Source organism: Micromonospora sp. NPDC005707 (genome assembly GCF_040631005.1).
Lineage (GTDB): Bacteria > Actinomycetota > Actinomycetes > Mycobacteriales > Micromonosporaceae > Micromonospora.
This window is the reverse complement of record NZ_JBEXYR010000007.1, coordinates 414,598-427,427: the sequence shown is the minus strand read 5'-3', so window position 1 is coordinate 427,427 and position 12,830 is coordinate 414,598. Positions and strand designations below refer to the sequence as shown.

Sequence of the window (12,830 nt, the reverse complement as noted above, 5' to 3'; positions counted from 1 at the left end):
GCGCTCGCCTGCGGTCCGGGAGGCGCGGCACCGGGGACGTGGCGTTACCCGCGGCCGGTCGAGACATGCCCGGCCCGCGCAGGATCAGCTCGACCGGTTGACGGGAGGGGGAGCGGGTAGCCGGGCCGGATGAGGCGGGGCAGCGACATCGTGGACGTCGACGAGCCGCTCGCCGTGGACCTGTCCCCGGCATCACACGACGCCAGCGGCGAAGGGGTGCCGACGCGCGACCTGACCGGGTTGGCGCCGGCGGCCCGGCCGGCCCGGCGCTGGACCCCGCGCAGGGTGGTGGCGACTCCGGCGGCGCTCGACCACCCGCACGGGCGGCGGGTGGTCGCCACGGTCGAGGCTCTGGGCATCGAGGTGGAGCGGTTGCGCGCCAACCGGCTGACCGGCGTGCGCGGGGAGACCGAGCGGGAGACGTACGCGCGGGCCAAGTCCACCCTGGCGATCGTGGTCAGCCCGCCGTCGCGACGGGCGCTGCAGCCGATCGCGCCGAGCGCGGACTGGCGGGTCGACCTGGCCGAGGGCTGCCCGGCGCACTGCCAGTACTGCTATCTCGCCGGGTCACTGTTCGGCCCGCCGGTGACCCGGGTGGACCTGACCCCGGCCCGGTGACGGTGTGGGGACGCTCCCGCACGGTCGCGCCCCCACACTTCCGGTCAGCGGTCGGTGAACAGGGCGGCGTACCGGGTGAGGTAGAGCGGCCATCCCTCGTCGTGGCCCACGCCGTCGCGGACCGACTGCCAGCCCGGACCGTGCCGGTCCAGGTGGCGGTGCTCCAGCTCGACCCGGGTGCGGTGCGGGGTCTCGGCCACGAAGCGGACCTCGACCTCGCTGGTGTTGTCCGGGTCGGTCTCGACCTGCCACTGCGGGCTGATGTCCCAGCTGAACACCACCCGGTCCGGCGGTTCGTAGGCGAGCACGCGCGCCCAGCGGCACTCGCTGCCGTCGACGCCCCGGTCGTAGATGTGGCCGCCGACCTTGGGCTCGAACACGGTCTCCGCGATCGCCGCGCCGAGCAGGTTGTGCTCCGGTGGCTTGAAGTCGCCGAACCGCTCGGTGAACACGGTGAACGCCCGTTCCAGCGGCGCCTCGACGACGATCTGCCGGCGGACGACCGCGGCTGTTGGCTCGGTCATGGGGTCTCCTCGGTCGGTTGTTCGACGGCGTCCCGGTAGCTGTCCAACGCGCGGTGCCAGAACGTGTCGAGCTGGTCCCGTATTGCGGCCACGCCCGCCGGGTTGAGCCGGTAGACCCGGCGGGTGCCGGCCGCCTGGTCGCTGACCAGCCCCGCGTCCTTGAGGACCTTGAGGTGCTGGGACACCGCCGGTCGGCTGATCGGCAGCTCGTCGGCGAGCTCGCCGACCGCACGGGGTCGCTCGGCCAGGCAGGCGACGATGGCGCGCCGGGTCGGGTCACCCAGGGCGTCCCACCCGTCGCCCGTTCGGTAAGTAGCCACGAACGGTAAGCTATGACTTACGAAGCCGCGAGTCAAGGCCCGCCCGGAGCGCGGGCCTACGCGGTCGCGGTGCCGCCCCCGTTCGGGCCGTCGAGCCAGTCGCGGATCCCGGCGAGCGCGGTGGGGCCGTAGTCGTCGTCGACGTCGCGGGCGAGGTCCGCGATGGAGACTGCCCGGAGGGCGGCGCGCCAGGCGGCGTCGGCGCCGGCCATCGCACGGGCGATCGGGCACGGCCGGGTGCAGGCCTCCGCCGGTGTGGCCAGGGGGCCGCGCTGGCGGATCTCGGTGCACACGAACGCGGGCTGGTCGCCGTCGACGGCGGCGACCACGTCGAGGATCGTGATCAGTTCGGGTGCCCTGGTCAGGACGTACCCGCCGGCCTTGCCCTGGACGGAGGTCACGAGGCCGGCGCGGGACAGGGCCTGCAACTGCTTGGCCAGGTAGCTGCCGGAGACGTCGTGCAGCTCCGCCAGCCGGGCCGCCGGCACCGGTTCCGTCGCCGTGGTCAGCACGACGCAGCAGTGCAGCGCCCACTCGACCCCGCCGGACAGCTTCATGTGGACCCCCTCTTGACTCGGACAAAGACTATCCGACTAGAGTCTCGGACAGAAGTTGTCCGAGTTCGAGACGTGATCTCGACGAAGCCGGCGTGCCGGGCGGGTACGTCGTGGAAGGGTGAGAGCCATGAAGCTCACAGTCATCGGTGGCACCGGACTGATCGGCTCACAGGTGGTCCGGAAGCTGGCCGCGGCCGGGCACGAGGCCGTCCCCGCGGCGCTGTCGACCGGCGTCGACCTGCTCACGGGTGCGGGCCTGGACAAGGCGCTGGAGGGCGCCGAGGTGGTGGTCAACGTCGCGAACTCGCCGACCTTCGACGAGGCCTCGCTCGACTTCTTCCGCACCTCGATGACCAACCTGCTCGCCGCCGGGGAGCGGGCCGGCGTCCGGCACCAGGTGGTCCTCTCGATCGTCGGTGTCGACCAGGTGCCCGAGCTCGACTACTACCGTGCCAAGACCCTGCAGGAGGAGCTGCTCCAGCAGGGGCCGACGCCGTACTCGATCGTGCGGGCCACCCAGTTCTTCGAGTTCGTGAACGCGATCATGTCCTGGACCTCCAACGACACCACCGTCCGCCTGCCCGCCACCCGCATCCAGCCGATGGCCGCCGCGGACGTCGTCGACGCGGTCGTCGACGTCGCCACCGGCGCGCCGCTGAACGGCATCCGCGACGTCGCCGGCCCCGACGTCTTCACCCTCGACGACCTCGGGAGGATCACCCTGGCCGCGCAGGGTGACGACCGCACCGTCGTCATCGACGACAAGGCCGGCATGTTCGCGGTCGTCGACGGCGACGTGCTCATCGGCGGCCCGGACGTACGCCTGGCCCCCACGCACTACCGGGACTGGATGCAGTCCGCCCACTGACCTGGGCCGCACCCCTCGACCGGGGGGGTCAGCGCGGACCAGGGGCCGGCGGCTCGCCGAGGCGCTCGACCAGCTCTGCCACCGCCTCGGTGAACGGCTGCGCGAACTCGGTGGGCCGGTGCCCCTGGATCGGCGGTGGGACGCTGTCGCCGGGTGGGGCCACCACGGCGACCGGGTCCCGCAGCCGGCGGTCCACCGTCGCTGCCGGGTCGCCGGCCCGGTCCGGCGCGGCGGGCGGGTGGGCGGAGAAGATCCAGCCGCCGACGGGGTCGGTGTCCCGCCACAGGTTCAGCCACCGCCAGCCGACCCGGGCGCCGATCTCCTGCAGGGCCTCGTCGTCGACGTAGGCCGGGAAGAGCCGGGCGTAGAGGCGGCGCAGCGGAGACCCGTAGGTGAGCAGCGCGACCCGGCCGCTGACCCGGGGTGGCAACTGGAGCACCGTCGCGGCGGCCAGGACCGAGCCGTGGCTGTGCCCGGTGAGCACGACGGCGTTGCCGCGCTCCACGAGGTAGGTGATCCGCCGGGCCAGTTCCGGCACGGCACGCTCGGAGTAGCAGGGCGGCGCGAACGGGTGGGCGGCCCGGGGCCAGAACGTGCCGAGGTCCCACAGGATGCCGACATGCCGCCGGAATCCGCTGGTCCGGTAGGCGAAGATCGCGCCGAGCACGAGGCCGACGATGATCGCCGCGATCAGCCAGCTGCCGAACGCGAGGGCGAAGGTGACCAGGTCGGCCGGCACGCCGACGTACCGCTCGACGACGTCACCCGGCCACAGCTTCAACAGGCCGATGGTGGTGGTGGCCGTGCCGATCCCGGCGAGGCCGGCGTAGACCACGGCGAGGGGTATCAGGTTCTCGGTGAACCGGGCCCGGGCGATCGCCTTCCGCACCTGCCGCAGCCGCGGCCCGGCTTCCGGCGGTGCATCGGGGTAGTCACGCGCGACGACCGCCGCCGCGGCGCGGAACCGGCGCGGTCGCGAGATCACGGTCACCAGCCCCGCGACGACCAGGGTGATCAGCACCGTGCGGAAGAAACCGAAGATCGCCCAGGTGCACGCCCGCGGCGCCCAGTCGGCCACACCCACCGCGGTCGGCGCGTCGCGGTCCAGGAAGTCCGCCACCCGGTAGACCAGTTCGGCGGAGTACGCCACCGCGAGGCTGATGGCGGCGGCCGCGATCGCCAATGCTCCCAGCCCGAGCAGCGGCGCGGCGCCCGCCCGCCGGCTCCGGAGCCGCAGCCGGAGTAGCACCGCTCCCAGGGCGGCCAGCAGGGTCGTCTGGGTGACGAACAGCCAGGTGAGGATCGCGTCGAAGCCGGGCAGGCCGCCGCTCTCGGGCCAGGGCGCCGGGCCGGTCAGGACGTGGGCCGCGACGACGGCGGTCAGGACCAGGGCGACCGTCCGCAGCGTGCCGGTGATCCGGTCGAGCCGCCGGTCCGCGGCGGCCCGGTCGATCAGCGGGGGCGCGCAGAGCAGGACCGCGCAGGCGACCAGGACCGTGCCGGTGACGACCGCCAGCGCGACGGTGGCGGGCGAGGCGCCGGGCGCGGCCCGGGCGGCGAGCAGCGTGACGTCCAGCGTCGCGAACGCCGCCGCGACGTGGATGGAGCGCAGCCGGCCCACCAGGGGTTCCGCGTCCCACCGGCCGACGGCGCCGAGCCGGTGCCCGGAGATCGCCGCCTCGGGAGCGCGGAACGCCTCGAACACCCGCCCCGGGCGCGTGCTGGCCCGCCAGAGCAGGCCGACGGCGGCGGCCGGCACCAGCGCCAGCACGGCGAGCCGCAGCCCGACCGGCCGCCCACCCAGCCAGGACAACCAACCGCGCCCGGCCAGGCAGTGCGGCGAACTCATGCACTTCCACGCGATCAGGTCCAGCGCGACACCGGCGGCGGCGAGCACGTACAGCGCGGTGATTGTGAGGGCCAGCAACCGGCACAGGGACCGGGTGGTCGCGTCGGAGCCCCGGTTCGCCGGGCGCATCCAGATCGCGACGTTGACCAGCATGAACGGCAGCAGGAACACGAGCGCCACGGTCCGGGCCATGGTCCCGGCGGGCAGGTCGCCCCAGCGGTACGCCTCCAGCGTCACCCGCCCGGTGCGGCCCGCGCCCGGCTCCTGGCGACCGGCCCGGTAGAAGCCCCCGCTGCGGTCGCCCGCGACCTGCTCGATCTGCGGCAGGGCCAGGACCTGGCCGGCACTCGCCCGCGTGGCGGAGGCCCCGTGCACCCGAAGTTCCACCACGTCGTCGGACGGCTCCGGCCCACCCGGCCGCACTGCTGCATCGGACATCGGCCCCCCGAGCCGTCCTGGGGGGTCCGAACCGGGTGGACCCGGCCGAGGAGCGCCCCGCCCATCGCGGCGGTCTACCCCACCCGGCCGGGCCCAACCGCCTCCCGGGCGGCTGCTCGCGTGCCCGGTCAGTCCGAGTCCGGCGGCGCGCCCGTCAGGCGCTCCGCACCAGTCGAGGCCGAACCGGGCGAAGACGATCCCCCCGACCAGCGTCGCGCTCGCGGTGGCGGTGCACCGGCCGGGCCCGGGCCGGACACCGTGCGGGCGGGTCGTAGCGCGGTCAGGCCGTCCGCCGGCCGGGGCGCATCGACAGCAGCAGGCCGGCACCGGCCAGGGCGGCTCCGGCGCCGGCGGCGTAACCCGGGAGGCCGGTGGGAATGCCCAGGTAGACCGTGATGCCGAGGATGCGGGACAGCCCCCAGGGCAGCAGCGCCATCTGGTCGTTCCACACCGTCAACGCGCGCTCCAGACCGATCAGGGCGACCAGACCGGCCAGCATGCCGAGCGGAACGCCCGCGGCGGTCAGGGTCAGCCCGACGACGCGGCGCCGCCGCACGGCGTACCGGTCGCGGAGGACGACGGCGGTGGCCACGAACAGCCAGCCGAACGCGGCGACCGCGGCCGTGACGTAGGCGGCGCGCAGGGCCGGCGCGGTCCAGAACGCGAACCAGTAGGCCCCCGGCCCGCGCCCGGCGAGCGCCGCCAGGAGCAGCACGCTGCGCAGCAGGGCGACGCCGCCCACCACGGCCCACAGGTGGAACGGATCCCGCCGGCCGACGGCGAGGCGGACGACGAGGGCGAACAGCGCCCACCCGCCGAGGCTGACCAGCAGGTGCGCGGGGGCGGCGAACCAGGTGAACACGAGCCGGCTCGCCACCAGGACCACGGCCGGGACCAGCCACACGAGAACCCGGTCCGCGCGGGACGCGGGCGCCGGCAGCGCGGCCACCCGCCACGGCCGGACCGCGCCCAGCAGCAGCCCGCGCGCGGCGGCGCCGCCGGGACCCCGCCCGCGCAGGCCGAGCAGCACCACCACCAGGATCAGCGCGAGCAGCGCCCGCGCGGCCCAGGCCATCGCCGGGTCCCGGTCCGCCCGTTCCGCGCCGAGGTCGGCGGCCGTGAAGTGGTACGCGGGCAGGTCCAGGTCGGCGCCGTAGCGCTGCCGGTGGACGTCCCGCGCGACCCGGTACGCGGACGCGGCGGCCCGCCAGCCGTCGTAGGCGGCCGGGTCGCCGGTGTCCAGCCACTGCGCGTGCCGCAGCACCATGGTCCGGTAGGCGGCCAGCGTCTCGAACAGGTTCACCTGGTAGTCGAGCGTGCGGGTGAAGTGCTCGCGCAGCCCGGCGTCCCGCCAGGTCGCCGGGTCGGTGGCGGCCACCAGGTCCCGCATGCGCCGGGCCAGCGTGACGGCCCGCGCACCCTCGTCGACCGCCTCCTCGACCCGGCCGCCGGTCACCGCGTAGATGCTGTCCAGGGCCGCCGAGTCGCCGGTCGGGATGTCCCACTCGAAGATCCACATCATCGGCGGCGGCTCCAGCCCGAGCGCCCGCACCGACCGGTCGGCGTACGGGCCGATGTAGAGGCCGCCGGTGACCGCCCGCCGGGACAGCGCCATGGCCTGCCCGATGGCGGCGACGGTGTCCGGGTCGGCGGAGAACGTGCGGTACGCCCAGTCCGCGGTGACCTGCGCCGGGTCCGTGTCCGGGTCCCAGGCCAGCCGCGCCACGGCGTACGTGTTGAGGTCGTACAGCTGCCAGAACCCGGTGCGCAGGTAGAGCGACATCGGTCCGGCGCGCAGCGGGCCGCCGTCCTGGGTCCAGTTCCAGACGCCCTCGACCCTCGGGTTGGCGGCGAGGAAGGCCCGCAGCGCCTGGCGGTGCAGCGGGCCGAGGTCGTTGGGCAGCGAACCGAACCCCTCGAACTCGCGCCGGGCCTGGAACTCCACGATGCGGCGGTGCGCACCGGCCAGCAGGGTGGAGTTCAGCGGCAGGTGACTGTAGAAGTCGCCGAGGGTGTACTTGGTGGACACGATCAGGTGCTCGTCGTCGATCCCGCCCAGCACCCGCGCGTAGGACTCCGGGTTGGTGTGCAGGTCGCCGACGGCGCCCACGCCGACCGTCCAGGTCCGGAAGATGACCTCCCGGCCGGCCCTCCCCGCGGTGTCCAGCAGCGCGCGCAGCATCGCGCGCACGGACGCCTCCGTGGTGACGGCGAGCTTCGAGGAGTAGTCCCAGCCGTCGGCGGCGTACACCTCGCCGCCCTCACCGACGCGGACCATCAGCCCGTCGACGAAGGGCATGCTCTCGAACAGCTCGGCCAGCCCGGCCTGGTAGACGGCCCACAGCCGGGGATCGGCCACGTCGAGCCCGCCGACGGTCCTCGTGAGGTACGCCTCCAGCGGCGGCGACACCGCGAGCATGTCGGTGAGCAGGAAGACCTTCACGCCCATCTCCTCGGCGTACCCGAAGACCGGGGCGAACGCCGCGACCATGGCCCTCGCGCGGTCGACGTGGGTGTCGCCCGGCGGGTACACCGCGTGCCCGTCGCCGACCTTCGCGAACGTCACGTACTCCAGGAAACCCGGCACGACGACGGCGTTGTAGCCCTGCGCCACCGAGTGGTCGACGAACTGCCGGAACTGCGCGCCGACGCGGGCCACCGCGTCGGCGTCCACCCACGGCGCCGTCGGCAGCAGCGCCGGCCCGACCACGTCGGTGTTCAGGTGGTAGTCGTCGCCCGCGGCGAAGGCGGCCGGGTCCGGCTCGCGGCCCACCGAGCCGGCGTCGGTGAGCCGCAGGCCGAGCCGGGGCGTGACGAGCCGGCCGGCGTCGGCGGCGGGCAGCGCCTCGGCGCCGGAACGGATCCGGTCGGCGAGCCGGTACAGCCCGGCCGCGGCGCCGGCGACATCGGTCCCGTCGACGACGAGTTCGGCCCCGCGCACGCCGAGCCGGTAGGACTCGGCGGCCCCGGCCGGGGCGGGGAGCACGCCCGCCCGCAGCGTGGTCACCCTCGACAGGTCCGGCGCCCGCGCCGGCAACGGGTTGCCCGCCGGCGCCGGCGCGGACGTCGTGACGGCCGGGCGGGACAGGCCGCGCGCGGCGACGGCGTCGGCGACCGCGGCGCCGGCCTTGCGGGTGCGCGGCTCGTCGGGCACGACCACGGACGCCAGCGGCGGCGCCGGTGCGGCGACCCGTCGCGGCGCGGCGTCGACGTCCTCGTGCGGCACGGCCGCGGGCGTGTGGCTCAGCCCGAGCGCGTCGTCGACGCCCCAGGCCACGCCCGCACCGAGCAACACCAGGACGATCGCGGCGGCGAGCAGCGCGTACGGTCTCCGCGCCGAAGTGACGTGAATCACGCTCGCATCGTAGAGGTGCCACCGCTGGGCCTCGTCCACGCCGGCTGCCGGCCGGACCGGGCGAGCCGCAGGGCGGCGGCGACACCAACGCCGAGCGCGATCGTGAGCAGCGCGGAGATGAGCAGGGTGTGCCGGCCGCCGACCGCGGCGACGACCGGTCCGCCCACCAGGGTGCCCAGCGCGGTGGCGGGGGTGGTCAGCGCGGTGCGGGCGGCGAGCACCCGGCTCAGGGCCTGCGGTGGGGTGTCGCGCTGGAACAGCGCCGTGGAGATGGCGGTGAACGGGCCGTAGACCAGACCGCCGACGGCGAGCCCGAGCAGCCCGGGCGCGACGGCGTCGGTGAGGCCGAGGGGGAGCAGGGCGGCGCCCCAGCCGACGACGATGCCCACCACGACCGGCCAGGGCGGGCGGTGCCGCAGCAGCGCCGCCCCGAGCGCACCGCCCGTCGCCCCGATGCCGAACACCGTCCAGTAGAGACCCAGCAGGCCCGGTGAGCCGTGCAAGCCGTGGGCGACGTGGACCGGCAGGGCCACCTCGACCGGGCCGTAGAGGAAGAAGAACGCGCAGGTGACGGCGATCAGCCCGAGCAGGCGTGGCCGGTCCAGGATGGTGCGCCAGCCGCCCGCCGCCGGCTCGGCCGGCGGCACGCCGACGGCGGCGGCCCGCCGGCCGGAGACCGTCCAGCCCGCCACGGCCAGCACCGCGAAGCTCAGCGCGTCGACCCCGATCACCCAGCCCGGGCCGACCAGCGTGGTCAGCCCGCCGGCCAGCGCCGGGCCGACCACGAAGGCGGCCTGGGCGAACGTGGACAGCAGCGCGTTGCCGGTGAGCCGGTCCTCCTCCGGCAGCACCTCTGCGACGAGCGTGTACGCGCCGGCGTTCCCCCACGCGTGCAGCAGCGAGGACACCGCCAGCAACGCCACGTACGCCACCGGCTCCAGCAGGCCCGCCACCGCCAGGACCGCGACTGCGCCGAGCGCCACGGCTCGCACCGAGGCGTCCGCCGCCACCAGGTGCGCGGCGCGCATCCCCCGGACCAGCCGGGCGAGCACGGCCGCGCCGATCGGGGCCGGCAGCGCGTACGCGGCCACCGCCAGTCCGGTCCAGACACCGGCCTGGCCGGCCGGCGCGATCTGGACCGCGAGCCACGCCACCGCGACCATGCTCATGCCGTCGCCCAGGGCGGAGACCAGCATTCCGGGCAGGAGCCGGCGGAGCACCGGCTGTCTCAGCAGCCGCCCGACCGAGCCCGCCCACGAACGCACACCAGACCCTGGGTTCATCTCCGCCACTCCGTTCCCCGTCGCCGATCTGCCTGTGCCGAGCCTCGCCCGCCGGTGGCGGGACCGGCATCGGTGCCGACCACGGAAACCACCACGGATCGACGCCACGGGGGTGGGCGAGAATGGGGCCCGTGACGGCGACGGGGGAGGTCTCGGCCCGGGAGGCCGAGGTGTTGGCGCTGGTGGGAGAGCACCTCAGCAACGCCGAGATCGGGGCACGGCTGTTCATCTCGGTGCGCACCGTAGAGAGCCACGTCTCCGCGCTGCTGCGCAAGCTGGCGATGCCGGATCGGCGGGCGCTCGCCCAGCGCGCGTCCGAGCTGGGTCGCGCCGGACGGTCCCACCCGGCGCCGGTCCTGCCGACGCCGCTGACCTCGTTCGTTGGCCGGGCCCGGGAGCGGGCCGAGCTGGCCGAGATCCTCAAGACGCACCGGCAGGTGACCGCCGTGGGCCCCGGCGGCGTGGGCAAGACCCGGCTCGCGTTGACGCTGGCCGCCGAGGCGGCCGGCGGGTACGCCGACGGGGTGTGGTTCGTCGACCTGGTCCCGGTCACCGACCCGGGCACCGCCGTGGTCGCGGCCGCCGTCGCCGGCGCGCTCGGCCTCGGCGAGCAGCCCGGCGCCGCCATCGACGAGTCGGTGGTGGCCGCGCTGGCCGACCGGCACGCCCTGCTGGTGCTCGACAACTGCGAGCAGGTACGGGACGGCGTGGCGCCGTTCGTCGAGCGGCTGCTCGCCACGTGCCCCCGGGTGACGGTGCTGGCGACCAGCCGCGCCCGGCTGATGGTGCCGTTCGAACGCGTGTATCCGGTGCCGCCGCTATCGCTGGCCGGCGACGGCGAGTCGGACGCGGTCGCGCTGTTCCTGGAGCGGGCGGCCGCGGTGGGCCCGCCGCCGGATCCCGGCCTGCGCGACCACATCGCCGCGGTCTGTGCGCGGCTCGACGGAGTGGCGCTGGCGATCGAGCTGGCCGCCGCCCGCTGGTCCACGCTCGGGCTGGACGGCCTCACCGCCGGCCTGTCCGACCAGCTCCGGATGCTCGCCGGCGGTTCCCGCGCCGACGACCGGCACCGCTCGGTGCGGGCGGCGCTGGACTGGAGCCACGCCCTGCTGGAGCCGGCCGACCGGGCGCTGCTGCGCCGGGTGTCGGTGTTCGTGGCGCCGTTCACCGTTGCGGCGGCGGCCGAGGTCGCCGGGTCCGCGACGGGCGTGGTCGCCGACGGGCTGGCCCGGCTCGCCGAGCAGAGCCTGCTGGTGGTGACCCCCTCGCTCGGCGGCACCGAGTACCGGGCGCTGGAGACCATCCGCCAGTACGGGACGGAGCGGCTCACCGAGGCCGGCGACCTGGACGACGCGCGTACCCGACACCTGCGCTGGTGCCTGGCCGAGGCCGCCGGCCTGGCGGTGGTCCGCACGGACTGGCGGGCGCGCTTCGACGCGGTGGCGGACGATCTCCGTGCCGCCCTGGCGTGGGCGGCCGACCGCCCCGAGCAGCGCGCGGACGCGTACCGGCTCGCCCGGCACCTGGCGGAGCTGGCCTTCACCCGCAACCTGGTCGGCGAGTCCCAGCTGCGTTTCGAACAGGCGGCCGTGCTCGCGGACGACCCGGCCGACGCCGCGTCGATGCTCCGGCAGGCCGCGGCCGTGGCCGGCTGCCGGATGCGCGGCGACGACATGTACCGCTTCCACCGTGCGGCCGCGGACGCGGCCCGCCGGTCGGGGGACACCGCCGGCGCCGCCGCCGACCTGGCGACCGCCGCCACCAACGCCTACCGGTTCTGGAGCAAGTTCGCCCGGCTCACCCCGGAGGCGGAGGCGGTCGCGCTCATCGCCGAGGCGCGCGAGCTGGCCGGCGACGACCGGGCCGCCCGGGCCGCGTTGGCGCTGGCCGAGGCGGGGGTGCTCACCGACGCGTTCGGCGCCGCCCAGGGGCCACCGGAGAACGACGTACCGGAGACGATCGCCCGCGCCGAGCGGGCGGTGGAGCTGGCGCAGCGCACGGGTGATCCGCTCGCCGAGTCCGCCGCGCTCGACGCGCTCACCGGCGCCCGGAGCTGGGCCGGTGACGCGTTCGGCGCCGCGGCCACGGCGCGGCGCCGGATCACGCTGCTCGCGTCCGCGCCGGACACTCCGGCCGGCACCCACGAGCTGATCGACGCGCTCGGCATGGCCACCGAGGCGGGCCTCGGCGCGGGGGACCTGCCGGGCGCCCGCCGGTGGGGCCGGCAACTCGCGGATCATCCGTTGCTGGCGGAGGTCGGCCACCGTGCCACGAGCTGGCTGCTGGTGGCCGACGCGCTCGCGGGCAACGTCGACGACGTCCTGACCGGCAGCGCCCGGTTCCTCGAGGCGTGGCAGCGGGCCGGCAGCCCCGCCCGGTCGGTGCTCGGCCCGGCGGTCGCCGGTGTAGCGATGATCCACGGCCTGCGCGACGACCACGACGCCCGGCGCGAGTGGGACGCGGTCCTGCGGCGGCTGGGCACCCCACCGGAGCATGTCTACGGCTACGGCGCGGTCTTCGACGCGATGCTCATGCTCCACGACGGGCGGGCGGGGGAGGCGTGGGAGCGGCTGGCGCCCGAGCCCGGCGACGTGTGGAAGTGGGTCACCTGGATCTGGCTCCACTGGTATGTGGCGCTGCGTGCCGAAGCGAGCGTGCTCGCCGGGAACCCCGACGCCGGCGACCGCCTGGCCGAGGCGCGGGCCGTCGTGGCCGGCAACCCGGTCGCCGCCGCCATCGTGGCCCGGGCCGGCGCGCTGTTCGACGGCGACCGGGAACGGCTTCTCGCCACGGCTGCCGCCTTCGACGCGAGCGGTTGCCGCTACCAGGCGGCCCGGACCCTGGTGCTCGCCGGGGGCGAGCACGCCGCTCGCGGGTGCGCCGGGCTCGCTCGCCTCGGCCTCGCCCCGATGTCCCCCCGCTGACCCTTCACCGGATTCTTCAAAGAGCAACCGATGGTTGCGTCAGGGCGGCATCCCCGGTAGCGTCATGCGCAACCAAACGTTGCAGGAGGATGCC

General features: G+C 75.6%; 9 protein-coding genes. 3 read left to right on the top strand and 6 right to left on the bottom strand.

Features of this window, described 5'->3' with window-relative positions; translation table 11 throughout:
• Window positions 1–129: 129 nt before the first annotated feature.
• A complete protein-coding gene (locus ABZ452_RS17150; RefSeq protein WP_357943604.1) occupies window positions 130–618 on the top strand; it encodes a spore photoproduct lyase family protein in 489 nt (162 codons plus the stop codon).
• Window positions 619–662: 44 nt separating this feature from the next.
• On the opposite strand, the gene ABZ452_RS17145 is transcribed toward ABZ452_RS17150, so the two are convergent.
• From ABZ452_RS17145 to ABZ452_RS17135, 3 genes are read right to left on the bottom strand one after another with little or no spacing between them, the layout of a single operon-like run.
• Window positions 663–1,142 carry an SRPBCC family protein gene (locus tag ABZ452_RS17145; protein ID WP_357943602.1) on the bottom strand — a complete coding sequence of 160 codons (480 nt, stop codon included), beginning with the start codon at window positions 1,140–1,142 and terminating at the stop codon, window positions 663–665.
• The gene (locus ABZ452_RS17140) at window positions 1,139–1,462 is read right to left on the bottom strand and encodes a metalloregulator ArsR/SmtB family transcription factor (protein ID WP_357943600.1); all 324 of its coding nucleotides are present in this window, start codon (window positions 1,460–1,462) and stop codon (window positions 1,139–1,141) included. The genes ABZ452_RS17145 and ABZ452_RS17140 overlap by 4 nt, the downstream gene beginning before the upstream one ends.
• Before the next feature lie 56 nt (window positions 1,463–1,518).
• Entirely contained in the window at window positions 1,519–2,019 is a 501-nt protein-coding gene (locus ABZ452_RS17135; RefSeq protein ID WP_357943598.1) for an Rrf2 family transcriptional regulator, read from the bottom strand.
• A gap of 127 nt (window positions 2,020–2,146) precedes the next feature.
• Between ABZ452_RS17135 and ABZ452_RS17130 the strand changes: the two genes are divergently transcribed.
• The gene (locus tag ABZ452_RS17130) at window positions 2,147–2,887 is read left to right on the top strand and encodes an NAD(P)H-binding protein (protein WP_357943596.1); all 741 of its coding nucleotides are present in this window, start codon (window positions 2,147–2,149) and stop codon (window positions 2,885–2,887) included.
• 28 nt (window positions 2,888–2,915) lie between these two features.
• On the opposite strand, the gene ABZ452_RS17125 is transcribed toward ABZ452_RS17130, so the two are convergent.
• From ABZ452_RS17125 to ABZ452_RS17115, 3 genes are all read right to left on the bottom strand, one after another.
• Entirely contained in the window at window positions 2,916–5,174 is a 2,259-nt protein-coding gene (locus tag ABZ452_RS17125; protein ID WP_357943594.1) for a hypothetical protein, read from the bottom strand.
• A gap of 280 nt (window positions 5,175–5,454) precedes the next feature.
• Window positions 5,455–8,529, bottom strand: a complete 3,075-nt coding sequence (locus ABZ452_RS17120) for a hypothetical protein (RefSeq protein ID WP_357943592.1) — start codon at window positions 8,527–8,529, stop codon at window positions 5,455–5,457.
• Window positions 8,526–9,794: an MFS transporter gene (locus tag ABZ452_RS17115; protein WP_357943590.1), complete on the bottom strand. Its 1,269-nt coding sequence runs from the start codon at window positions 9,792–9,794 to the stop codon at window positions 8,526–8,528. The genes ABZ452_RS17120 and ABZ452_RS17115 overlap by 4 nt, the downstream gene beginning before the upstream one ends.
• Before the next feature lie 149 nt (window positions 9,795–9,943).
• Between ABZ452_RS17115 and ABZ452_RS17110 the strand changes: the two genes are divergently transcribed.
• Window positions 9,944–12,736, top strand: coding sequence for a LuxR C-terminal-related transcriptional regulator (locus tag ABZ452_RS17110; RefSeq protein WP_357943588.1), 2,793 nt, complete (start codon window positions 9,944–9,946; stop codon window positions 12,734–12,736).
• Window positions 12,737–12,830: the final 94 nt, after the last annotated feature.